Annotated in this window: 20 protein-coding genes and 1 pseudogene; 17 read left to right on the forward strand and 4 right to left on the reverse strand. The window is 62.7% G+C overall.

From position 1 onward, the window contains the following. The first annotated feature begins 68 nt into the window (after positions 1-68). The 5 genes from hisS to AC3CCE_RS25300 all read left to right on the forward strand — a co-directional run bounded on the left by hisS (position 69) and on the right by AC3CCE_RS25300 (position 6,795). Complete coding sequence (hisS, locus tag AC3CCE_RS25280) at positions 69-1,613, forward strand: histidine--tRNA ligase (RefSeq protein WP_352513101.1); 1,545 nt, start codon at positions 69-71, stop codon at positions 1,611-1,613. A 172-nt stretch (positions 1,614-1,785) separates the two neighbouring features. Further along, on the forward strand, positions 1,786-2,907 hold the full coding sequence (locus AC3CCE_RS25285) for an ATP phosphoribosyltransferase regulatory subunit (protein ID WP_352513099.1): 1,122 nt from the start codon (positions 1,786-1,788) through the stop codon (positions 2,905-2,907). Then, positions 2,904-3,605 (forward strand): ATP phosphoribosyltransferase, encoded by a 702-nt coding sequence (gene hisG / locus AC3CCE_RS25290; RefSeq protein ID WP_352626319.1) that lies wholly within the window; start codon positions 2,904-2,906, stop codon positions 3,603-3,605. Before AC3CCE_RS25285 ends, hisG begins: the two co-directional genes overlap by 4 nt. Before the next feature lie 229 nt (positions 3,606-3,834). Beyond that, positions 3,835-5,595 (forward strand): AMP-binding protein, encoded by a 1,761-nt coding sequence (locus tag AC3CCE_RS25295; RefSeq protein WP_352626320.1) that lies wholly within the window; start codon positions 3,835-3,837, stop codon positions 5,593-5,595. A 96-nt stretch (positions 5,596-5,691) separates the two neighbouring features. Beyond that, the gene (locus AC3CCE_RS25300) at positions 5,692-6,795 is read left to right on the forward strand and encodes a calcium:cation antiporter (RefSeq protein ID WP_023704465.1); all 1,104 of its coding nucleotides are present in this window, start codon (positions 5,692-5,694) and stop codon (positions 6,793-6,795) included. A 107-nt stretch (positions 6,796-6,902) separates the two neighbouring features. On the opposite strand, the gene AC3CCE_RS25305 is transcribed toward AC3CCE_RS25300, so the two are convergent. Beyond that, complete coding sequence (locus AC3CCE_RS25305) at positions 6,903-7,811, reverse strand: hydrogen peroxide-inducible genes activator (protein WP_023667719.1); 909 nt, start codon at positions 7,809-7,811, stop codon at positions 6,903-6,905. A gap of 140 nt (positions 7,812-7,951) precedes the next feature. Between AC3CCE_RS25305 and katG the strand changes: the two genes are divergently transcribed. Continuing rightward, positions 7,952-10,147, forward strand: a complete 2,196-nt coding sequence (katG, locus tag AC3CCE_RS25310) for a catalase/peroxidase HPI (RefSeq protein WP_027050224.1) — start codon at positions 7,952-7,954, stop codon at positions 10,145-10,147. A gap of 64 nt (positions 10,148-10,211) precedes the next feature. On the opposite strand, the gene AC3CCE_RS25315 is transcribed toward katG, so the two are convergent. Continuing rightward, positions 10,212-10,889: an MIP family channel protein gene (locus tag AC3CCE_RS25315; RefSeq protein ID WP_023681822.1), complete on the reverse strand. Its 678-nt coding sequence runs from the start codon at positions 10,887-10,889 to the stop codon at positions 10,212-10,214. A 319-nt stretch (positions 10,890-11,208) separates the two neighbouring features. On the opposite strand from AC3CCE_RS25315, the gene AC3CCE_RS25320 reads away from it, so the two are divergent. The 9 genes and pseudogenes from AC3CCE_RS25320 to AC3CCE_RS25360 all read left to right on the forward strand — a co-directional run bounded on the left by AC3CCE_RS25320 (position 11,209) and on the right by AC3CCE_RS25360 (position 18,485). Then, positions 11,209-12,498 carry an RsmB/NOP family class I SAM-dependent RNA methyltransferase gene (locus tag AC3CCE_RS25320; RefSeq protein ID WP_352627485.1) on the forward strand — a complete coding sequence of 430 codons (1,290 nt, stop codon included), beginning with the start codon at positions 11,209-11,211 and terminating at the stop codon, positions 12,496-12,498. 84 nt (positions 12,499-12,582) lie between these two features. Next, positions 12,583-12,927 (forward strand): TspO/MBR family protein, encoded by a 345-nt coding sequence (locus tag AC3CCE_RS25325; RefSeq protein WP_352627487.1) that lies wholly within the window; start codon positions 12,583-12,585, stop codon positions 12,925-12,927. An 85-nt stretch (positions 12,928-13,012) separates the two neighbouring features. Then, entirely contained in the window at positions 13,013-14,209 is a 1,197-nt protein-coding gene (locus tag AC3CCE_RS25330; protein ID WP_488377099.1) for an IS256 family transposase, read from the forward strand. A gap of 31 nt (positions 14,210-14,240) precedes the next feature. After that, a complete protein-coding gene (locus AC3CCE_RS25335; RefSeq protein ID WP_488377219.1) occupies positions 14,241-14,372 on the forward strand; it encodes a tryptophan-rich sensory protein in 132 nt (43 codons plus the stop codon). A gap of 84 nt (positions 14,373-14,456) precedes the next feature. Next, complete coding sequence (locus AC3CCE_RS25340) at positions 14,457-14,915, forward strand: PaaI family thioesterase (RefSeq protein WP_023701303.1); 459 nt, start codon at positions 14,457-14,459, stop codon at positions 14,913-14,915. Further along, a complete protein-coding gene (locus AC3CCE_RS25345) occupies positions 14,915-15,580 on the forward strand; it encodes a 5'-methylthioadenosine/S-adenosylhomocysteine nucleosidase (RefSeq protein WP_023745697.1) in 666 nt (221 codons plus the stop codon). The genes AC3CCE_RS25340 and AC3CCE_RS25345 overlap by 1 nt, the downstream gene beginning before the upstream one ends. Before the next feature lie 55 nt (positions 15,581-15,635). Further along, positions 15,636-17,198 (forward strand): glutamine-hydrolyzing GMP synthase, encoded by a 1,563-nt coding sequence (gene guaA, locus AC3CCE_RS25350; protein ID WP_023732330.1) that lies wholly within the window; start codon positions 15,636-15,638, stop codon positions 17,196-17,198. 298 nt (positions 17,199-17,496) lie between these two features. After that, positions 17,497-17,747, forward strand: a pseudogene (locus AC3CCE_RS25355) (Arm DNA-binding domain-containing protein); the annotation flags it as partial. Positions 17,748-17,936: 189 nt separating this feature from the next. Next, positions 17,937-18,485, forward strand: coding sequence for a hypothetical protein (locus tag AC3CCE_RS25360; RefSeq protein ID WP_023667727.1), 549 nt, complete (start codon positions 17,937-17,939; stop codon positions 18,483-18,485). Positions 18,486-18,657: 172 nt separating this feature from the next. Here AC3CCE_RS25360 and AC3CCE_RS25365 read toward each other — a convergent pair whose 3' ends face one another. Further along, positions 18,658-18,966: a MucR family transcriptional regulator gene (locus AC3CCE_RS25365; RefSeq protein ID WP_155923233.1), complete on the reverse strand. Its 309-nt coding sequence runs from the start codon at positions 18,964-18,966 to the stop codon at positions 18,658-18,660. A gap of 268 nt (positions 18,967-19,234) precedes the next feature. Continuing rightward, entirely contained in the window at positions 19,235-20,581 is a 1,347-nt protein-coding gene (locus AC3CCE_RS25370; protein WP_023667728.1) for a family 1 glycosylhydrolase, read from the reverse strand. A gap of 919 nt (positions 20,582-21,500) precedes the next feature. On the opposite strand from AC3CCE_RS25370, the gene AC3CCE_RS25375 reads away from it, so the two are divergent. Further along, on the forward strand, positions 21,501-22,715 hold the full coding sequence (locus AC3CCE_RS25375; protein ID WP_023681814.1) for an ROK family transcriptional regulator: 1,215 nt from the start codon (positions 21,501-21,503) through the stop codon (positions 22,713-22,715). Further along, positions 22,712-23,965 carry a M20 family metallopeptidase gene (locus AC3CCE_RS25380; protein WP_023667730.1) on the forward strand — a complete coding sequence of 418 codons (1,254 nt, stop codon included), beginning with the start codon at positions 22,712-22,714 and terminating at the stop codon, positions 23,963-23,965. Before AC3CCE_RS25375 ends, AC3CCE_RS25380 begins: the two co-directional genes overlap by 4 nt. The last annotated feature ends 14 nt before the right edge of the window (positions 23,966-23,979 follow it).

Genomic DNA, 23,979 nt, shown 5'->3' on the forward strand with positions numbered 1-23,979 from the left:
AAGCCGCTTCGGTTAGGACACGCCCACTCCAAACAAGTCATCGATTACTAAGCGAAAAGACCCATCCCATGGCCGACAAATCGGAAAAGACGAAAGCGCGGCTGCCGCGCGGCTTTGCCGACCGCAGTGCCGACGATATCCGCGCCGTCGAGAAGATGATGGCGACGATCCGTTCGGTCTATGAGCTCTACGGTTTCGAGCCGGCCGACCAGCCGCTGATCGAATACACCGATGCGCTGGGCAAGTTCCTGCCCGACCAGGACCGGCCTAATGAGGGCGTATTTTCTTTCCAGGACGATGATGAGCAGTGGCTGTCGCTGCGCTACGATTTGACTGCGCCGACGGCGCGTTTCGTCGCCGAGAACTTTGAGCGGCTGCCGAAACCTTACCGCAGCTACCGCTCCGGCTGGGTGTTTCGCAACGAAAAGCCCGGCCCCGGCCGCTTCCGCCAGTTCATGCAGTTCGACGCCGACACCATCGGCACGCCGGGCGTCGCGGCCGATGCCGAGATGGCGATGATGATGGCCGACGTGATGGAAGCGCTCGGCATCAAGCGTGGCGACTACGTCATCCGCGTCAACAACCGCAAGGTGCTGGATGGCGTGCTGGAGGCGATTGGCCTTGGCGGCGATGAGAATGCTGGCCGCCGGCTGCATGTCCTCCGGGCGATCGACAAGCTGGATAAATTTGGCCCAGACGGCGTGGCTCTTTTGCTTGGAGCCGGACGATGGGATGGCGGTAAGGAAGGCGAAGGGGACTTTACTAAAGGCGCGGGCCTTGGCGCAGCTCACATCGAACGAGTGTTGAGCCTTGCAGCATATCCGGATGCATTGGGTGGTGCATTAGGGCTTTCCAACGATGAAACCCTTGCGAGTATGGCAAAGGCAGTAGAGGGCAATGCTCGCGGAGTAGAAGGCTTGGAGGAGCTTTCTGTCATCGCAAAGTTGGCGCATGCATCTGGTTACAACAATGACCGCATCCGCATCGATCCCTCCGTTGTCCGCGGCCTCGAATATTACACCGGCCCGGTCTTCGAAGCCGAGCTGTTGGCCGAGATCCCGAACGAAGACGGCCAGATCGTGCGCTTCGGCTCGGTCGGCGGCGGCGGCCGCTATGACGGGCTGGTCTCGCGCTTCCGTGGCGAGCCGGTGCCGGCGACCGGCTTTTCGATCGGCGTCTCCCGCCTGATGACGGCGCTGAAGAACCTCGGCAAGCTGGACACCACCGATGTCATCGCGCCGGTCGTCGTGCTGGTCATGGACAAGGATACCGATAGCCTTGGCCGCTACCAGAAGATGGTCGCAGAGCTGCGCGCCGCCGGCATCCGCTCCGAAATGTATCTCGGCGGCGCCGGCATGAAGGCGCAGCTGAAATATGCCGACCGCCGCGGCAGCCCGGTCGCCGTTATCCAGGGCGGCGATGAGCGCGCCAAGGGCGAGTTGCAGATCAAGGATCTGATCGAGGGCGCGCGCATGTCGGCCGAGATCACTGACAACGCCGAATGGCGCGCCGCAAGGCCGGCACAGGTCACGGTGGCGGAGAGCGAGCTGGTCGCCGAGGTGAAGAAGATCTTGGCGGCGCAGGTCGCTGACCGTGCGAAGGGTGGCGCTTGAACGCCCCCCTCTGGCCTGCCGGTCATCTCCCCCTCAAGGGGGGAGATTGGATGTCGCGCATGGTTTCGCCAATCTCCGGCGTTGAAGAAGAGGCGCTGCGCTCCAAGCTGCCAATCTCCCCCCTTGAGGGGGAGATGGCCGGCAGGCCAGAGGGGGGTGCCTCGCGCCACGCATGACCTCCCGCTATCCCGCCATCGCATCCGAAATCACAAACCTCTTCGCCACCCGCAACACCCATGCGGTCGAGGTCGCGGTGCTGCAGCCGGCCGACCCATTCCTCGACATGGCCGGCGAGGATCTGCGCCGCCGCATCTTTCTCACCGAAAGCGAGACCGGCAAGACGCTGTGCCTTCGTCCCGAATTCACCATCCCCGTCTGCCTCGACCACATCGCCTCGCAGGCCGGCACGCCGCGCCGCTATTCCTATCTCGGCGAAGTGTTCCGCCAGCGCCGCGAGGGCGGCAACGAGTTTTTCCAAGCCGGCATCGAGGATCTCGGCGACCGCGATACGGCCGAGGCCGATGCCCGTTCGCTGGCCGATGCGCATGCGCTGCTGCAGTTGGTGCTGCCTGGCCAGGAGCTGGCGATCACACTCGGCGACCAGACCATTTTCGAAGCGGTGCTGGCCGCACTCGGCCTGCCGCGCGGCTGGCGCATGCGACTTGCGCGTGCCTTCGGTTCGGCGCCGATGCTGCAGGCAGCGTTGTCCGATCTCGCCAACCCGCCACGCAACGGTCAGCTTGACGGCGAAGTCGCGGCCCTTGTCCTCGATCGCGATCTCGAAGCGCTTTCCGCCCACATTGCTGGCGGCATGGAAGAGGCCGGCCTGCTGGCATCCGGCGGACGCGCGCCCGCCGACATTGCCCGGCGGCTGATCGAAAAGGCCGAACTGCGCAGCGTGCGGTTGTCGAACGAAGCGTTTGCGGCGCTCAGGGATTTTCTCGCCATCGACGTGCCGCTCGACGGCTCGAGTGCTGCGCTCGAAAGTTTTGCGGCCTCTGCCGGGCTTTCGCTGGGCGCGGCGCTGGAAAAATTCGCCGCCCGCGCCAAAGCCATCGAGGCACATGGCCTGCCTGCAAAGACGATCCGCTACGACGCTGCCTTCGGCCGTCCGCTGGATTACTACACCGGCATCGTCTTCGAGATCGCAGCACTTGGTGGCGAGCGGCCGCTGGCCGGCGGCGGTCGCTACGACCGGCTGCTGACCCTGCTCGGCGCCAAGACGCCGATCCCCGGCGTCGGCTTCTCCGTCTGGCTCGACCGCATCGAAGCGCTGCGGGGAGAGCCGCAATGATCACGCTGGCGATCCCATCGAAAGGCCGGCTCAAGGAGCAGGCCTTGGAGGTACTGGCCAGGGCCGGGCTTGCCGTCAGCCTGCCCGGCGATGAGCGCCAGTACCGCGCCCGCATCGACGGCGCCGAGGGCATCGAGGTGGCGTTCCTGTCGGCGTCCGAAATCGGCGGCGAGATTGGGCAAGGTTCGGTCGACCTCGGCATTACCGGCGAGGATCTGCTGCGCGAAAACCTCGCCGACTGGGAGGCGCGCGCCGAAATCGTCGCTCGCCTCGGCTTCGGCCATGCCGATGTCGTGGTCGCGGTGCCCGGCATCTGGCTCGACGTCGATACTATGGCCGATCTCGACGATGTCGCCGCCGATTTCCGCCAGCGCCACGGCAGGCGACTGAGGATCGCAACCAAATACTGGCGGCTCACGCAGCAGTTCTTCTCGCAAAAGCACGGCATCCAGGTCTACCGCATCGTCGAAAGCCTCGGCGCCACCGAAGGCGCACCGGCCGCCGGCCTCGCCGATGTCATCGTCGACATCACCACCACCGGCTCGACCCTACGCGCCAACCATCTCAAGGTGCTGGCCGATGGGGTTGTGCTGGAGTCGCAGGCTTGCCTGGTGGCTGCCCGGAAAGATCGTGCGCCGGCGGATGAGGCGCTAGTGCGGGAAATAGCCGCGAAGATGAGCGCGCTCCCTCCCCCTTGAGGGGAGGGTGGACAGCCGCCAAAGGCGGATGGACGGGTGGGGTCGCTCCGGCAGTGCTCGACGCGAGACGACCCAAGCCGGGTCGACCGTGACCAAGGAAGTCGAGCACTTCGCTGAGGACCCCACCCGCCTCGCTTCGCGAGGCACCCTCCCTCGAGGGGAGGGAAACCACCTGTACTTTCCACCACCCCATCAGGCTGCTAGGCTCACTCATCGGGAGGAGACGGCGATGGCGATCAATCTCGACGAGCTCAAGAACGCCACCAATCTGCGCGGGCGCGGCAGGGCGTTCATCGCGCCGATCGATGGCAGGGCGCATGTCTCCGGCGAGCGCACCCCGTCGCTGCTCGACAAGACGATCCCTCAGCTTTTCTCCGGCACGGTCAGCAAATACGCCACGCAGGATGCTGCCGTCTTCGTCGGCCAGGACAAGCGCTTCACCTGGAGCGAATTGTCGGACACGGTCGATACGCTCGCCGCCGGCTTCCTGGCGCTCGGCCTCGAAAAAGGCGACCGTGTCGGCATCTGGTCGCCCAACCGCTGGGAATGGCTGGTCACCCAATTCGCCACCGCTCGCATCGGCCTGATCCTGGTCAACATCAACCCGGCCTACCGGCTGACGGAGCTGGAATATGCCCTCAACAAGGTCGGCTGCAAGGCGCTGGTCACCGCCGCCAGTTTCAAGACCTCCGACTATCTCGGCATGATCGAGACGCTGGCGCCTGAGCTCGCCAAGGCCACCCCCGGCAAGCTCAAGGCGCAGAAATTGCCGGCGCTGAAGATCGTCATCCGCATGGGCGATGACAACTCGCCCGGCATGTTCAATTTCGCCGACGTGCTGTCGATGGCCGGCCGTGACGAGCATGACAGCCTCGACCGCATCTCCGAAGGGCTGAAGCCGGGCGAAGCCATCAACATCCAGTTCACATCAGGCACGACGGGCGCGCCCAAGGGCGCGACGCTGACCCACACCAACATCGTCAACAACGGCAATTTCGTCACCGCGGCAATCAGGCTCACCGTCGACGACCGGCTCTGCATCCCGGTGCCGCTCTATCACTGCTTCGGCATGTCGATGGGCACGATGGGCTGCGTCACCAAGGGCGCGACCATGGTTTTCCCGGGCGAGGGTTTTGACGCCGGCGCCACGCTGAAGGCGGTGGCGCAGGAACGCTGCACCGGCCTCTACGGCGTACCGACCATGTTCGTCGCCATGCTCGACCATGCGGATTTCGCCAGCTTCGATCTCTCCAGCCTGCGCACCGGCATCATGGCGGGCTCACCATGCCCGATCGAGGTGATGAAGAAGGTGGTGACGCTGATGCATATGGAAGAGGTGACCATCGCCTACGGCATGACCGAGACCAGCCCGGTCTCGTTCCAGAGCAGCGTCGACGATCCGCTGGAAAAACGCGTCTCCACTGTCGGCCGCATCCATCCGCATGTCGAGGTCAAGGCCATCGACGCCGACGGCGCCACCGTCGCGGTCGGCGCGCCGGGCGAGCTTTGCACACGCGGCTATTCCGTGATGAAGGGTTATTGGGACGACGCGGAAAAAACCCGCGAGGCGATCGACAGCGATGGCTGGATGCACACCGGTGATCTCGCCACCATCGACTCCCAGGGCTATTGCAACATTGTCGGCCGGGTCAAGGACATGGTCATCCGCGGCGGCGAAAACGTCTATCCCAGAGAGGTCGAGGAATTTCTCTATCGCCATCCCAAGGTCAAGGAGGTGCAGGTGTTCGGTATTCCCGACGCCAAATATGGCGAGGAGCTGTGCGCCTGGATCGTGCTGAAGCCCAACCAGATCGCCACCGAGCAGGAGATCAAGAATTTCTGCGCCGGCCAGATCGCCCATTACAAAATCCCCCGCTACATCCGCTTCCGCACCGAACTGCCCATGACGGTGACGGGAAAACCGCAGAAGTTTCTGATGCGCGAGGCGATGGTGGAGGAACTGGGGCTGGTGGTGCAGAAGACGGCTTGAAGGTTGAACGCCGGGGGACGGGACTGCCCGGCTTCGAAACGACACTGGGGTGCTCGACAGGCTTCCGCAAGGTTCGCCGAACGCATTGGGGCTTGAATGACTGGTTTCGCACGATCAGCGACTTCCTATGCGATGCCTTTGGCCGCGCTGGCACTAGCCGTTGCGGTCAGAGTCAGCGGGCTATCGGTGGACGAAGGTTCGCCGAGCGTCAGGATTCTCGTCGGAGCGCTCTCGAGTGCGATCATGTTCATCACTATTTTCGTGGTGCTCGATCACGCCGAGGCGGTGGCCCACCGTGTGGGGGAGCCTTACGGCACATTGGTGCTGACTTTTGCCGTGACGGCAATCGAAGTGTCGATCATCGTTTCCATGATGCTGCATGGAGAGAACAACCCCACGCTTGCACGTGAATCGGTCTTCTCGACAGTGATGATTGCCTCCACCGGCGTTGTCGGAATGTGTCTCACGTTTGGCGGCTGGCGGCATCGCAAGCAGGCAATTGTCCGGCAAGGGACCAGCGCATATCTGGCGGTTTTGGCCGCACTGACCGTCATGACGCTTATCCTGCCGACCTACACGCGGACCACCGATCCCGGCACATTTTCGGCAGCTCAGCTTGGCCTGGTAAGCGTTCTTTCCGTGCTGCTCTATGCAAGCTTTGTGTTCGCGCAGACAGTCCGGCACCGGGACGATTTCATCGAAGGACTGGCACACGACCTTTCGGCGCGAACCGCCCCTCACAAAAGCATCTCTTCCAGCGCTCTGCTCCTGGTAATCGGACTGATCGGAATTGTCATGCTCGCCGAGCAGGTCGCCGCAAGTGTTGAAAATGCGCTCGTTGCTTACCAGGTGACCCAGGCTGACAGCATTGTGGGGGCAATGATCGCGGGTCTGGTTTTGATGCCGGAAGCCATTTCGGCGGTTCGCGCTTCACTCAACAATGAGCTGCAGCGCGGCCTGAATGTCGCAATGGGTTCGGCTTGCGCCACGATTGGTTTGACGATACCTGCGGTCGCAGCAGCCAGCCTGCTTACGGGACGAGGGTTGACCCTGGGGCTCCCGGAAGCTGACGCCGTACTTTTGGTTTTAGCGCTTTTCATATGCGGCGTAAGCTTTAGCAACGAAAGGACGACCTTCCTGACCGGAATCGTCCATGCCGTTGTGTTTTTTACGTATGTATTTCTGGTATTTATCCCTTGAGGCTTTGGTGCGATCTGGCGACCAACCATCAAGGCGGGTATTCTCGAACGCGCCTGATTTGAGTTTCTTTTCGGTGTTCCCAAGGCGCCATCTAAGACCCGAACGACTCACACCCCCAGCACCGCCGCATCCAACCCCCGAATGATCTTCGCCAGTTCCACGCATTCATCATGCCGCACCTTGTTGCGGCGCCAGGCGAGGCAGATCGTGCGTTGCGGCATTGGCTCCTGGAACGGCACGATCTTGAGGTCCGGCATGGCGCTGGCCGGCCTTGCCGCCATTTCGGGGATGAGCGTGACGCCGAGACCATGCGCCACCATCTGCAGCAGCGTCGTCAGGCTGGTGGCGCCGTAGCTTGCCATCGCTACGGGACGCACGCTGCCGCACAGGGCCAGCGCCTGTTCGCGCAGGCAGTGGCCTTCCTCCAAAAGCATCAACCGCTCCAGCGCCGGGCTTTCCGGCGGCACCGGTGGCGAGGCGAAGGCTGGATCTCCGGCTGGCACGGCGAGGAAGAAGCGGTCGGCGAACAGTTCCTCGGTGACCAGGCCCGGCTGCTCGAGCGGCAGCGCGGCGATGAAGGCGTCGAGCCGTCCGGTTGCCGTGTCCTCGACCAGTGATGCCGTCACTGCTTCGCGCAGTTCGAGCTGCAGGGACGGAAAATGCCGTTTCAGTTCCGGGAGCACATGCGGCAAAAGATACGGCGCCACGGTCGGGATGATGCCTAGCCGGAAGCGGCCTTCCATGGCCGGGCGGCCGCGCCGGGCCGTCGTCTCGACGTCGCTGATATCGCGCAGGATGCGCTCGATGCGTGGCAGCAGCGCTTGCGCCTCTTCCGTCATCCGCACCGTCTTGCCGCCGCGCTCGAACAGCCGGCAGTTCAGCCTTTGCTCCATCTCGGCGATTTGCGCGGACAGCGCCGGCTGGCTGACACCGGCGAGTTTTGCGGCGCGGCCGAAATGCAGCGTTTGCGCCAAAGCCTCGAAATATTGCATCTGCCGCACGGTCAAGCCAATCATAAGGAAAGCCTATCGCAACAAACAGGAAAGGCAATTTGTTTTTATCGAAGAGACGGCTTAGTCTGGAACCATTCCAGAGTGGCGCGGCTCCCGGCCGGCCCGGAAAAAACAACACATAAATCAGCAATTCGGAGGCCAAGATGGACGCGATGACCGACGACAACAGCGCCGGCAAATGCCCGGTCGCGCATGGAACCTCCGCCAGGACCAACCGCGACTGGTGGCCGAACCAGCTCGACATCGGCGTTCTCCACCAGCAGTCGAGCCTTTCGGACCCAATGGGCGAAGCTTTCGACTACGCCGCGGAGTTCAAGACGCTCGACCTCGACGCGGTGATCGAGGATTTGCACAAGGTGATGACGGATTCGCAGGATTGGTGGCCGGCCGATTTCGGCCATTACGGGCCGCTGTTCATCCGCATGGCCTGGCACAGCGCCGGCACCTATCGCATCGGCGACGGCCGGGGTGGCGCCGGTGCGGGCCAGCAGCGTTTCGCGCCGCTGAACAGCTGGCCGGACAACGCCAATCTCGACAAGGCGCGCCGGCTTTTGTGGCCGGTCAAGCAGAAATACGGCCGCAAGATCTCCTGGGCCGACCTGTTGATTCTCACCGGCAACGTCGCGCTGGAATCGATGGGCTTCAAGACCTTTGGCTTTGCCGGTGGCCGCGCCGATGTCTGGGAGCCCGAGCAGGATGTCGACTGGGGTTCGGAAACCAAGTGGCTCGACGACAAGCGCTATTCCGGCGACCGTGAGTTGCACGGCCATCTCGGCGCGGTGCAGATGGGCCTGATCTACGTCAACCCGGAAGGGCCGAACGGCAAGCCGGATCCGCTGGCCTCGGCCCGCGACATCCGCGAGACCTTCGGACGCATGGCAATGAACGATGAGGAAACCGTGGCGCTGATCGCCGGCGGCCACACCTTCGGCAAGACCCATGGCGCCGGTGATGCAACACTGGTCGGCGCCGAGCCGGAAGGCGCGGGCATCGAGGCGCAGGGCCTCGGCTGGTCGAGCAAGCATGCCACCGGCATTGCCGGCGACGCGATCACATCCGGCCTCGAAGTTACCTGGACGACGACGCCGACCAAGTGGAGCAACAACTTCTTCGACAATCTCTTCAACTTCGAATGGGAGCTGACCAAGAGCCCGGCCGGGGCCTATCAGTGGACGCCGAAGGGCGGCTCTGGCGCGGTTACGGTGCCGGACGCGCACAATCCCTCGAAGCGTCATGCGCCGGCAATGCTGACCACCGACCTCGCGCTGCGGGCCGACCCGGCCTATGAGAAGATCTCGCGCCGCTTCCATGAGCATCCGGAGCAGTTCGCCGATGCCTTCGCCCGTGCCTGGTACAAGCTCACCCATCGCGACATGGGGCCGGTCGTGCGGTATCTCGGCCCGTTGGTGCCGAAGGAAGAGCTGATCTGGCAGGATCCGGTTCCGGCCGTCGACCATGAGCTGGTCAGCGACCAGGACATTGCATTGCTGAAGGCCAAGATCCTGGCTTCGGGCCTCAGCGTTTCGCAATTGGTCTCGACCGCCTGGGCCTCGGCCTCGACCTTCCGCAACTCCGACAAGCGCGGCGGCGCCAATGGCGCGCGCATTCGCCTGGCGCCGCAGAAGGACTGGGAGGTCAACCAGCCTGTCGAACTGGCTACCGTGCTGGCGAAGCTCGAAGCCATCCAGAACGAGTTCAACGCAAGCGGCAAGAAGGTCTCGCTGGCCGACCTCATCGTGCTCGGCGGCGTCGCCGCGGTCGAGAAAGCCGCAACGGATGGCGGCAATGCGGTGAAGGTTCCCTTCACGCCCGGCCGCACCGACGCCTCGCAGGCGCAGACCGACGTCCATTCCTTTGCGGCGCTCGAGCCGAAAATTGACGGCTTCCGCAACTATGTCAGGGGCAAACCGCCGATGTCGGTCGAAGCCATGCTGGTCGACCGGGCGCAACTGCTCAACCTGACGGCGCCGGAGATGACGGTGCTGGTTGGTGGCCTGCGCGTGCTCGGCGCCAACACCGGCGGCTCGAAGCATGGTGTGTTGACCGACAGGCCGGGCACGCTGACGAACGACTTCTTCGTCAACCTGCTCTCGATGAGCACCATCTGGGATCCGGCCTCCGAGCCGGGCTCGCATGAGGTCTATGAAGCACGCGACCGCAAGACCAGGGCAGTCAGGTGGACCGCCACACGCGCCGACCTGATCTTCGGCTCGCATGCGCAGCTGCGCGCGCTGGCCGAGGTCTACGGGTCGGCGGATGCCGGGCAGAAATTCGTTGGCGATTTCGTCAAGGCGTGGACCAAGGTGATGAACGCCGACCGTTTCGACATCGCTGCCTGATACAACCTCCCAAACGAAGGGCGCGGGCCGAGGCCCGCGCCCTTCGTTTTCGCAGGCTTCGAAATCAGTCCTTTTCGAAGATGCGTGCCTTGGCGACGACGCCAGCGATTGCGCCGCCGATCAGCGGCGCAACGATGAACAGCCAGAGCTGGCTGAGGGCTGCGCCGCCGGTAAACAGCGCCGGGCCGATCGAACGCGCCGGATTGAGCGAGGTGCCGGTCACCGGGATCATTGCGAAGTGCAGTCCGGCCAGCGTCAGGCCGATGACCAGGCCGGCGAACGCCGTCGAGTGCTTCTCGGCGGTGACGCCGAGGATGACTGTGACGAAGGTGAAGGTGCCGATCAGCTCCCACAGGAAGGCCGAACTCGTCCCCCATTTCGCCACGTCCCAGCCATTGGCGCCGAAACCGGTGGTGTGCCCGCCGGTCTGGCCGGAGACGATGATCCACAGCGCCAGCGAGGCCAGAATGGCGCCGATGATCTGCGCGATCCAGTAAGGAATCACATCCTTGGCCGGCAGCCGGCCGGCAAGGAAGACGCCGAGCGTGACGGCCGGGTTGAGATGTGCGCCTGAGATGGGACCCACCGCGTAAGCCGCCGCAATCAGGCCGATGCCGAACGCCAGGCCGATGGCTTCCTGGCCCAGCGGCAAGTCGGCGAGAAAGCCACCCGTCGCCACCGACGCCGTGCCGATAAACACCAATAGAAATGTCCCTAGAACTTCCGCAAGATACGTTTTCATTGCCCTCTCCTCGTATCGATCCGTCGGTCCGCTTTTCCGCGCCGCGAATCATGGCGCAAAGAGTATTCCCAACGCAAAAGCTTGGAAAGCAGAGCAATTGCGCCACAGATCGTGCTTACGGCGGCCAGTTACCAACATTAGAGATCTTGCATATATTTGAGATTTGTTATCGCCGGCGGGCGGACATTTGCCGGCGGGGAAAATCGTCGGCCGCGAGCGGAAGGCCTCGTCGCCGCGAAATTCAAGCGGGGTTCAATCTCGACGCGAAACGCTCTAAGAGCAGGCCGAAGGATACTGTGCTCGATAGGTGGAATGACGAATGCGACTGGGCGGACGGCTGGCGGCAGCCATTGAAGTGCTGGACGACATTGGCCGGCGCCACCGGCCGGTGGCCGATGCGCTGAAAGATTGGGGCCTGTCGCATCGCTTTGCGGGCGGCGGCGACCGCGCGGCGATCGGCAACATCGTCTACGACGCGCTGCGCCACAAACGTTCCGCCGGCTGGCTTTTGGGTGAAGACACGCCCCGCGCCATCGGCTTCGGCGCGCTGCTCATCGAATGGGGCCAGACGCCGCAATCGCTTAACGATGCGCTCCAGGGTGACAAGTTCGCGCCGCCGCTGCTCAGCGCCGCCGAGTTGCAGGCGCTGGCCGAGCGCCGGCCTGAAGACGCGCCGGAGGCGGTGCGGGCGGACATACCCGACTGGTGCGCGCCGTTGTTCGAACGAGCCTTTGGCACAGACTGGGTTGCGGAAGGTGCTGCCCTGGCGACCCGCCCGCCGCTCGACATCAGGGTCAATACGCTGCAGTCCGACCGCGCCAAAGTGCTGGCGGAACTCGCCGAAACCGGCGCCAAGGCAGCCGCTATCGCGCCACAAGGCATTCGCATCCCGCCCATCGACGGCGACGGCAGGCACCCGAACGTACAGGCCGAGCCGGCCTTCCAGAAAGGCTGGTTCGAGGTCCAGGATGAAGGCTCGCAGATCGTTGCCGCCCTTGCCGGCGCGCAAGCCGGGATGCAGGTGCTCGATTTCTGCGCCGGCGCCGGCGGCAAGACGCTGGCGCTGTCGGCGGCGATGGCCAACAAAGGCCAGGTCTTCGCCCATGATGCCGAAAAGGCGCGGCTGGCGCCGATCTTCGACCGCATCCGCCGTTCGGAAAACCGCAACGTCCAGGTCGTCACCAAGCCGGCCGAGCTCAGCCCCCTCGCAGGCCACATGGACATCGTGCTGGTCGATGCGCCCTGCACCGGCAGCGGCACCTGGCGGCGCCGTCCCGACGCCAAATGGCGGCTGACGCAGAGACAGCTCGATGCCCGCAAGGGCGAGCAGTCGGCGATCCTCGACGCGGCCAAGGCCTATGTCAAACCCGGCGGCCTGCTGGTCTACATCACCTGTTCGGTGTTCGACGAGGAGAATGGCGAGCAGATCGCCGCCTTTCGCGAGCGCCACAAGGGCTTTGTCCCGGTCGATCATCGCGCGCTCTGGGATATCAGCTTCCCCGGTCACGCAGCGGCCGCCCGGATCGGCAAGACAAGCGATATCTCGCTGTCGCCGGCTCTGAGCGGCACCGACGGGTTCCATTTCTGTGCGCTGCGTCGGGCGAATTGACGCTGCGATTGACAGGCTGACATAGCGCCAGTTGCAGATGCGCGGCGTCGGCCGCCAGACGGGGTAGAATTCTTGCAAAGATATGTGTCGCTTCTGCTTTTCCTCCTTCTGGTGCTCGGCGGAGGCCTGCTGATCGGCTATGCGACGTTGCCGGGTGAATGGTATGCCTCGCTCGCCAAGCCGCCCTTCAACCCGCCCAACTGGGTCTTCGCGCCGGCCTGGACGCTCCTCTATGTGCTGATCGCCGTAGCCGGCTGGCGGACATGGGAGCGGGAACGAGCAGGCGCCGCGATGAAGATCTGGGCCCTCCAGCTTGTTCTGAACTTCGCGTGGTCGCCGACTTTCTTCGGCGCCAAACAGATGGGGCCGGCACTGGTCGTGATCCTGGCTCTTCTCGCCAGCATTGCGCTGTTCATGGTAGTGTGCTGAGAGTTCTGCAAATTCGCTGAGAGGGGGCGGTCATGGCAGGCTGGTGATTGTTCACGTCACCTGATTCCCGCGAAGGAACGCCACCATGACCAAGACTGAAGTTAAGACCGCCAGCGCTGCCGTCAAAGACATTTTGCTTTCGAACCCGGATGGATTGCACGAGGTGCTCCGTGCGGTGATGCAGGAGGTGCTTGAGGCCGAGATGGACGAGGCGCTGGGTGCCTCGAAGAGCGAGCGCACGCCCGAACGGCTTGGCTATCGCTCGGGCTATTACGGCCGTACCCTTGTGACGCGGGTCGGCAAGCTCGAGCTGCGGGTTCCGCAGGACCGTGCCGGGCGCTTCTCCACCGAGCTGTTCGAGCGCTACCAGCGTTCCGAGCGGGCCTTGGTGGCGACGCTGGCGGAGATGTATGTGCAGGGCGTGTCGACCCGCAAGGTGAAGGCGATCACGGAAGAACTGTGCGGCCATGCCTTCTCGGCCTCGTCGATCTCGGCCATCAACAAGCGGCTGGACGAGAGCCTCGCTGCCTTTGCCAGGCGCCCCCTTCAAGAGCCGTTTCCTTACCTCATCCTCGATGCGCGCTACGAGAAGGTGCGTGAAGCCGGTGTTGTCATGAGCCAGGCGGTGCTGATAGCGGTCGGTATCGACTGGGACGGAAGGCGCCAGATCCTGGCCGTGGAGATGGCCAATCGCGAGAGCCGCTCGGCCTGGAGGGACTTCCTCGTCGGCCTCAAGGCGCGCGGCCTCAAGGGCGTCGAGTTGGTCGTGTCCGATGATCACGCCGGCCTGGTGGCAGCGATCGGCGAGGTGATCCCCGAAGCCGCCTGGCAACGCTGCTACGTGCACTTCCTCAGGAACGCGCTCGATCATCTGCCGAGGAAGCACGGCGACGACTGCCTGCAGGAATTGCGCTGGCTCTACGACCGGCGCGATCTCGCAGAGGCCAGGGCTGATCTTGCCGCATGGCTTGCCAAATGGTCGGCACGCTATCCGCGCCTGACAGGCTGGGCCGAGGATGCCATCGAACAAACCCTGACCTTCTTCAGGCTGCCGAGACAGCACCACAAGCATCTCAAATCCACCAACATGCTGGAGCGGCTCAACGAGGAAATCCGCCGGCGCACCTATGTCGTGCGCATCTTCCCCAACACCGAAAGCTGCCTGCGCCTGGTCAGGGCGTTGGCCGTCGAGACCAATGAAAACTGGATGGAGGCCAACCGATACATCAATATGGACGTCCTGCGCGAGCACAAGAAGCTCGCTCTGCGCCAAGCCGCATGACCAGCATCATGGCCGCCCCATTTTGCAGAACTTGACGCACACAACCCTGTTCATAGCCACGGTGTGGAACCGCCATCGGGTTTCCGGCTGGCTGTTTGCGCCCTATGCCGCGTGGGTAGCCTTCGCCACCTTGCTCAACGCGTCGCTGCTCCTGTTGAACTGAGTGCTTTGCTGCAGTGCAGCAAAAGCATTTGCGTGGCGTTCAGGCGTCTGCGATAAGCTTTGCAGGTAAATCAGGGCGATGGCCATGGCAGCAAAGATCGTACCCGCACCCGATTATGAGGACCGCGTCAGGGCGTCGTTCGCCCGCCAGCAGGCGATGGCGACCATCGGCGCCGAGCTGACGCTTGTGACGCCGGGCATCATCGAGATCGAAATGCCCTATTCCCAGGCACTGACCCAGCAGCACGGTTTCCTGCATGCCGGGGTGATTTCGACGGCGCTGGATTCGGCCTGCGGCTATGCCGCATTTTCGCTGATGCCGGAAAATTCCGGTGTGCTGACCATTGAGTTCAAGGTCAACCTCCTGGCGCCCGGCCGGGGCGAACGCTTCCTGTTCCGCGGCTCGGTGACCAAACCCGGCCGCACCATCATTGTCGCCGATGGCCAAGCGTACGCCTTTGCCGCCGATGGCGAGGCCAAGCTGATCGCGACCATGACCGGCACGATGATGACGGTGGTTGGCCGTGACGGGATAGCAGGCTGATGGCCAAAATTACGCGAATTGGTGGCAAGGACGTCCTCTTCGTCATGGCGGCGCAGGCCGAGTACGGTCCGCATCTGCAAAAACTGTTCACGCCGCTGATGACGGGCGTCGGCCCGGTAGAGGCAGGTGTGCGGCTCGGCGCCGAACTGTCATGGCTGAAATCCGAGAAGGCGTTGCCCGATCTCGTCGTCTCGCTCGGCTCCGCCGGCAGCCGCACACTGGAGCAGACGGAAATCTACCAGGCGGTCTCGGTCAGCTATCGCGACATCGACGCTTCGCCGCTAGGCTTCGAAAAAGGCGCGACGCCGTTCCTCGACCTGCCGGTGACCGTCCCGCTATCATTCAGGATACCGGGCATTAAAGAAGCCAGCCTGTCGACCGGCGGCGCCATCATCACCGGCGCCGCCTACGACGCCATCGCCGCCGATATGGTCGACATGGAAACCTTCGCCTGCCTGCGCGCCTGCCAGTTGTTCGATGTCCCGCTTATCGGCCTGCGCGGCATTTCAGACGGTGCAGCCGATCTGCGCCACGTTGGCGACTGGACCGAATATCTGCATGTCATCGACGAGAAGCTGGCGGATGCGGTCGCTCGGCTCGAACAGGCCATCGGCTCCGGCACGCTACACAAGGAGCAGCCTGGGCAAGAGTCGGCGCCGCTCTGAAAGTCGGGTTGCGCACCCCATTGCGCCGACTCGTTTCTTTCTCTAAAGGCTCGCCATGACGACAGCCAATCATCCCGATACAGTCCTGATTGTCGATTTCGGCAGCCAGTTTACGCAACTCATCGCCCGCCGCATCCGCGAGGCTGGCGTGTTTTCCGAGATCGTGCCGTTCCAATCGGCCGAAGCTGCCTTCAAGCGCATCAATCCGAAAGCCGTGATCCTGTCGGGCGGTCCCGCCTCGACATCGGACATCGGCAGCCCGCGCGCGCCGCAGATCGTCTTCGATGCCGGCGTGCCGGTGCTCGGTATCTGCTACGGCCAGATGGCCATGTGCGTGCAGATGGGCGGCGTCGCCGAAAGCTCTAACCATCGCGAATTCGGCCGCGCCTTCGTCGAGATCGAAAAGGACAGCCCGCTGTTCGAAGGCCTGTGGGCGCCCGGCCAGCGTCACCAGGTGTGGATGAGCCATGGCGACCGCGTCATCTCGCTGCCCAAGGGGTTCGAAGTCTTCGGCAAGTCGGAAGGCTCGCCCTTCGCCATCTTCGGCAATGTCGCGCGCAAGATGTACGGCATCATGTTCCATCCGGAGGTGGTGCATACGCCGGATGGCGCCAGGCTGCTCCGGAACTTCGTCCACAACATCGCCGGCATCGAAGGCGACTGGACGATGCGCGCCTATCGCGAGCATGCGGTCGAAACCATTCGCAAGCAGGTCGGCAAGGGCAAGGTCATCTGCGCGCTGTCGGGTGGCGTGGATTCCTCGGTCGCCGCACTTTTGATCCACGAAGCGGTCGGCGACCAGCTGACCTGCATCCTCGTCGACCATGGCCTTATGCGCAAGGACGAGGCCGCCGGCGTGGTGGCGATGTTCCGCCAGCACTACAATCTGCCGCTGATCCTGGTCGACGCGTCGGAAAAATTCATCTCGGCGCTGGAAGGCGAGTCCGACCCCGAGAAGAAGCGCAAGACCATCGGCCGGCTGTTCATCGAAGTGTTCGAGGAAGAGGCCAAGAAACTCGGCGGCGCCGATTTCCTGGCGCAAGGCACGCTCTATCCCGACGTCATCGAGAGCGTCTCCTTCACCGGCGGCCCGTCGGTGACCATCAAGTCGCACCACAATGTCGGCGGCCTGCCGGCGCGCATGAACATGCAGCTGGTCGAGCCGCTGCGCGAACTGTTCAAGGACGAGGTGAGGGCACTGGGCAAGGAACTCGGCCTGCCCGAAAGTTTTATTGGCCGCCATCCGTTCCCCGGACCAGGCCTTGCCATCCGCTGCCCCGGCGGTATCACCCGCGAAAAGCTCGAAATCCTGCGCGAGGCCGACGCCATCTATCTCGACGAGATCCGCAAGGCCGGCCTCTACGACGCCATCTGGCAGGCTTTCGCCGTGCTGCTTCCGGTGCAGACCGTCGGTGTGATGGGCGACGGCCGCACCTACGAATTCGTCTGCGCCCTGCGCGCCGTGACGTCCGTCGACGGCATGACCGCCGACTTCTACCACTACGACATGGCTTTCCTCGGCGCGGCGGCCACCCGCATCATCAACGAAGTCCGCGGCATCAACCGCGTCGTCTACGACGTGACGTCAAAGCCGCCAGGCACCATCGAGTGGGAATGATTCAGGCCACCAAACGGCGCCGAAAATACGCCATTGTACGCCATAATCATTTGATAACACATGTAAATCCATTCGGAGACAATCAGCGACAATCGGTGCGCAGAGATTGGATTGACGGACCGGCTGACGGACCTTCCGCATATTGCTAGCTCAGATTTTTCGAAGTACGGTCAGATCCAATGAGGCTCTGACGGTACTTTTTTAAGCCTTAAAGAATTGAAGATAAAACAAAATTTCTGCCGAAGAGCCTCGAAATTGTACTGACGGTACTTTTCAGACGGATGCCGCCCTTAAGGCAATGAAACCAAAAGAGAAAATCTATAAGATTGCAGGCCGTGACGGCATGTATGTCCGCGCGATGCCCAGTGGTGCGATCTGGTTCGGCTGGACTACAGGCTCAACGGACGCCAGGAGACGGTCTATCTAGGCAGGTATGGACGGGACGGAATCTCGCTTACCCTTGCCCGAGAGAAGTGTCTCGACGCGAAGCGCGCTATTGTCGAGGGACGATCGCCGGCGATCGAGAAACAGCGCGACAAGCGCCGAGTTGTGACCCCGGTCTCCGGCCGACTTCAGCGCCGAAATGGCTACCAAACCAAAGCGATGCCCGGGCCTTCAAGGCCTCTTCTTATTCCGGCCAAGCCGGCCCGGAGCGCCGCATTCACTCACATCCCTTGAACCTGAGTGCAGAGTTGCCGCATCGAAGCCATTTGAGCAGCCGAGTTCGCGCCCGAACCCGTGCTGGTGCTGGCGGTCGTATCGCCAGCTGTATTCGAGGATCCCGACGTGCCGGTGGTTGTACCCGAACCAGTGCTGTTGCTGGCCGTGGTGTTACTGCCGGTCGAACCAGAGCTGCCTGAAGTGCCGGTGGCTGTGCCAGAGCCGGTGCCGATACTCGCCGTTGTATCACTGCCGGTCGAAGCCGAACTACCTGACGTGCCGGTCATTGTGCCAGAGCCAGTGCCGTTACTGGCCGTCATCCTCGAGCAGTCGGAGCGAACCTGTGCCTGCTGTTCAGAGCTCAGGGACGACCAGTTCTTGCGGATCTCATCCTGCGACAGAAGTCTTCCCGAATTGGCGTCGCTGAAGAATGAGCCGGAGAGCTTGCTGTCCCAGCCGCTCGGGATACCGCTTTGGCCGGAGCCGGACGTAGAGCTCATACTGGACCCGGCCGATGAGCCGGACGTTCCGTTCGTGCCGCTGGATGTTCCCGACGACTGCGCCAAGGCCGCGGTGGCGAGACAGAGAGAGATCGCTGTAGCTGTCAAAATCTTACGTTTCATGTGAGTCTCCTTTGGGGTTCGACGCCGTTGCGGCGTCGAATCCTAATCCCGAGGAAAGGCACTTGTTCCTGTAAAGAGTGGAATTCGATGTCATGATCCTTGTGCACCAGCCTTGGCCTCGAATGCGATGCCGGAGCGCTTCAACGACGACTGACGCCTCAGGCGAGAGCTGTCTGCTACTGGGTGTTAGAGGCGATATGCGGAACGCTTCCCGAATAGTTGGGTGCCACCATCGGGTAATTGCGAGGCAGGTTCCATTTGGTTCGGTAATCGTCCGGATTCATGCCCAGTCGGCCAAGGTGCGAACTGCGTCGGGTCTCGGTTAGAGACAGGAGGGTGGCCTTTGCCGCGGCGTATAGCTCGACATGCGGAGCTCGTCTCGACCGCGCACACTCAATATGTTTTACGATGACGCCCCCAGATGTCATATGAGCGAATGCCTTTCCGGCGAAATAAATTGCTCCCAGCAGGTCGACGCTCAGCACCTTCAGCCAGCCCGCTCTAGTGAATGCCTCAGGTTAAAGATTATCAGGCCGGCGCGTTGTTGACGATTATTACCAACCTGCCGAACGCGTGAGCGCAAGTCGACAGCACCGTGATAGCGGCCTCCCCGGCGCGCCCCTTGTCGAACCGATGCGCGCCTTCTCGACCTTGCCTCCACCCACGTCGGCTCACCCGTGCACCTTCGGTGCCCAACCGCATGGCGATGGCCAGTCCAATGCCGCTTGCAGCACCGGTTACAATGCAGTCTTGTTATCCAGGCGCATCGGGTTCGACCTCTTTCTGGGGAGCAGCAAGTGGTTCAGTCCAGCCTTCAGCGACCCGATCCACGCTCAGCAGGCTGCGCGCATAATCCTGTTGCGCGCGAACAATGGCATCGTCTTGCTGTGAGGGAAGAAAGACCGGCAAAGCAAGGCAGACACTTTGTGTGGCCAACAGCTTGTTCCAGTTCGCGATCAGCGCCTTGAAAGCGCGCCCCACCGCCCTCGGATTTCGGTCGAGGTCATAGAGGCCGAGCGGATTGATCCGTCCGTTGTTCTCCCGAAGCGCACTGTCCCAGTCCACCTGATCCGTCAGCGAGTACCAGGTGAAGCCTACGATGGGGATGCCATCGTTGCGGATCCGCAGCACGTTGGCCCACTCTTTCCACAGCCAATAGACGGCCTCGTCTCCATTGGGGCCTTCGCTGATGTTGGTCTCCGTATGCATTACGGGAAGCCGGTAGCGGTTGAAGTACTGCCGCGTGATCTCGTCATAGCCAAACACCTCGCCGGACCCGGACGTCGTTCCGTCTGCCCAAACCCGATGTTCGTTGGTCTGGTAATAGTCGGTGCCCATCACGCAATGCCTGCGCAGATGGCTTTCCAGGAAGAAACTGTATTCTTCGGCCGTCATCCCGTTTTCGAGAAGATAGCGATAGGTGTGCGCGTCGACGTCATGACCGTAGTTGAGGTCAAGCGACAGGAAACGCTCGCTGTTGAACCGTTCCGCTCTGCCGACCGCCTCGGGAGAATCGGCGTGGAAGTATTCCGAGGATTCGCTCTGAATGAAGATGGCGTCCGGCCGCACCTCGAGAATCGCCCGCATGGCAAGCACGTTCGCCTTCACGATGTGCTTGAGGGCGGTGACGAAAGCAGTGTCGCTGCTCAGTTGTTCGTTCCACCATCCCCAGCGGGCCGAAAAGGTGGCGCAGATGAACATCTCATTTATTGGGGTGAAGAGCTGGATCCACGGATAGCGCATCGCGAAATCCCTGGCGTAGTGCTCGAATAGTGTCGGAAAGTCCGGGTTCTGGAAGTTGCCAATCCAGTCCGGCACGCCAAAATGGCAAAGGTCGACGATCGGAAGAATGTCTTTCGCCTTCAGGTCCGCGAAGGTCTCATCGGCGAATGCCCAATCATAACGTCCGTCACCCAGCCATGTTTTGTGGATGGGAGGTCCGTAGCGGAGGAAATGCACCCCGAGATCCTGGACCAGTTCGAAGTCGGTGCGCCATCGTTCGTAGAAGCGGCATTTTTCCATTTCGTCGACGCGCTCCCGGCCTTGTCGAATGGTGGGGGTGCTGTTCTCGATGCCGGTGGCAAACATGAACGTGAACATTGATGGTCCTTAGCCAAGGCGGAGATGCCCGCGCTTGGTCAAACGTTCAGTGCTCGACGCAGTTCCTGCAAGACTGCTTGTCAAGTTCGGTGGGCGCCTGACAACCACGTGCCTGCAAGTGCTATTCACAGTCGGTTGACCGTTCGTTGCGAAAGGCAACGGCACATGGCGGAAAAGCCTTCGAACCGGCTTTTTGCCAAAGCCGGAGAATGGCTGGTCGAGAAGGTTCAGCGGCGATTTCTCCAGCCTCACCCGGCCATTCGGAAAGATGGCGCTACGCTCGTGATTGTGAGCAGGGGCCACCCAGGCATAGGCGGGTCGAGATTGGCGGAATTCTATCCCACGGTTCAAGCGAGCAGCTTGCGCCGAATATGATCGGACTATGCTGGACGGAGAGGTCGGCTTCGGGCCAGCCCAGTTGGCGTCAAACGGGTCTTTGCGAGTTAAGGCGGTATGGTAGTTATCCACGTTTGCAAACTGCAAACGGACGTTCCGCTGCCGGCCCCATTTGAGCCATTCACTGGGACGCAGACCCGCGGTACATCACCGATATTCTCGAAGCCAATAGTTGGTCTCGTTCATCGTCCCATGGTTCGACAGACCCATACGAGAGAATACGAGAGATATGGACCGGCGAACCATCCGCTGTATTGATCTCCTGTAGAAAACAGTGCCCCTCAGAGACTAGCATGATCGTTATTTGTCAATGCGCTGCGAAGCTGTTCGCCCAATTGATTCAAGAAGCTGATCCAGCCACTCCCTGACCGCATTTATCTTCTGCCGAACGGCAGCACCGCGCCTGAATCCTGCCTCCGGATCAATGTTCGCGTGCGCAAAAACGGCCGCTCGCGAACATACATTGACAGGTCCAGTTCCGAATAATAAGTTCGGTCATAGAACGAATTAACGGGAGTTCAATGTGACTGACCTGCCGCGCATATCCCGTCAGTTCTCACAGCGCTCCGTGATGGAAGCGATCGTCCAGGGCGGGCCGATCTCCCGCGCCTCGATCGCCAAGCTGACGGGCCTGTCGAAGCAGACCATCTCCGAAATCATGCGCGGGCTCGAGCAGGAGGGCTGGGTCCAGGAAACCGGCCGCACCAGCGGCCATGTCGGGCGCACCGCCGTCACCTACGAACTGGTCCACGACGCAGCCTATATCATCGCCGTCGACCTTGGCGGCACCAAGGTGCGGGTCGCGCTGACGGACCTTGCCTGCCAGATCTTTGCCGAAGCCGCCACACCGACCGACCCGCGCGGCGGCCAGTTCGTCGTCGATCAGATTGCAGCGCTGGCCTTCGATGCCGCGGCCAGACAGCACGTCGCGCGCAAGAAGATACGCCTGGCCGTCATCGGCGCGCCTGGCGCTCCTGACCCGGCCACCGGCCGCATTTTAATGGCGCCGAACATTGCCGGCTTCGACACAATGAATGTGCTGGATGCCTTCGAAGAAGCGCTCGGCGTCGCGGTGATGATCGAGAACGACGTCAATCTCGCGGTGCTTGGCGAGAACTGGCTCGGCCAAGGCCAGGGCATCGACAATCTCGCCTACATCGCGCTCGGCACCGGCATCGGCAGCGGGCTGATGCTGGGCGGCCATCTGGTGCGGGGTGCTGGGCACGCCGCCGGCGAGATCGGTTTCATGCCGATCGGGGCCGATCCCTTCACCGAGGAATCACTGCGCACCGGCGCATTCGAACGCGCGGTGGCCACCCACGCCATGACCGATCGCTACCACGCTCTCACCGGCAGGCAGGTCTCGGTGCCGGCAATATTCGAGAATGCCGCGCTTGGCGACAAGGACGCGCTCACCGTGCTCGACGAAACTGCCCGCCATCTGGCGCAAGGCGTTGCGGCAATCGCGGCAATCGCCAATCCAGAAAAGTTTATCCTCGGCGGCTCGATTGGGTTGCGGCCCGAAATCCTGTCCAGGGTGCAGGCGCTTCTGCCGCTATGTTTCCCCTATCCGGTCAGGGTCGAGGCGAGCGAACTCGGCGCACGCGCAGCCCTCATTGGCGCGGCGGCAATCGGCCTTGGCCAGTTGCACAACACGCTGTTCGGCGTCGACGCGCCTGATGGCCGGATTTCGCTGCCGCCTGCCCAGGCCGCCGCCCTGAAGGAGGCCGCGATATGACTCACGATATTACCGCCCGCCTGCAGGCAGCGCTCGACCGCGACGACGCACTAACGCTGTTTCGCCGCGCCATCGGCCGAGAGAGCATCACCGGCAACGAAGCCAACTTCGTCGACTTCCTAGAAGCCAGGATGCGCGACCTTGACCTCAGCGGCCTGACCAGGACGGAATTTCTTCCCGGGCGGCCCAACATCTGGGGCGAGCGCAAGGGGGCCGACCAGGGAAAGCGCCTGCTGTTCATGGGCCATACCGACACCGTCCATGTCGACGGCTGGCGCGAGCATTGGGCAGGCACCGAGCGTGAGGATCCGTTCGCCGCCCCGATCATTGATGGTGCTGTCTGGGGCCGCGGCTCAGGCGACCTCAAGGCCGGCATCACTGCTTCGCTGGCGGCACTCGCGCTACTCGACAAGGCAGGCGTTCGCCTCAAGGGCGACGTCGCCTTCGCTTTCATCGGCGACGAGGAGAGCGGCCAGCCCGGCACCGGCATTTCCGCCGGGATCAAGCACTTCGTCGGACGCATCGAGACCGGCGAGGTCACAGCACCCGATTTCAGCGTCTATGTCGAGCCGACCCGCCTGGCCGTTTATGCGGCGCAGATCGGCTTCTTCATCACCGATATCTCGATTACCGGCAAATCCGCCTATTTCGGTGTGCCAGAACTCGGCAAGGATGCGCTCCGTGCAAGCCATGCCGCGATGACGGCGCTTTGGAAGCATTCGGATGAGGTCGCCGCGCGCGCCGAGCACAAACTGGTCGGGCGCGGCTTCCTGCTTATCACCGGGCTTGCCGGCGGCGGCTACATTGCCGTTCCCGAGCGCTGCACGCTCTCGCTGATCCGTAAGCTGTTGCCTGGCGAAGACCTCGACACCGCCGCCGCCGAGATCGAGGCTGCCGTGCGCGGCGCGATCACCGATCCGGATATTTCGGTAGAGTTCGCCTACCCCGCCGGCCGCGACCACAGGCTGGGCGGCACCGCTGCCGAGATCGGCGAAACGCGGGCAGAAGTCGCCATGCTGTCCGACGCGATGGCTGGCGCAATGAGCGGACGCGGCGTCATCGAGGGCGCACCGTTCTGGTCGGAGTCCCCCTTCATCATCAATCAGCTCGGTATTCCTGCCGTCTATTGCGCGCCCGGCGACATCAGGAATTGCCACACATTCGAGGAGCACGTGGATGTCGAGGAATATTTCGCCGGCATAGTCGGCTTCGCCGCCTTCATGGCCCGCTATTGCGGCGTGGCCGACTGAACCACCAACGAAGC

This window comes from Mesorhizobium sp. P160187 (assembly GCF_057766425.1).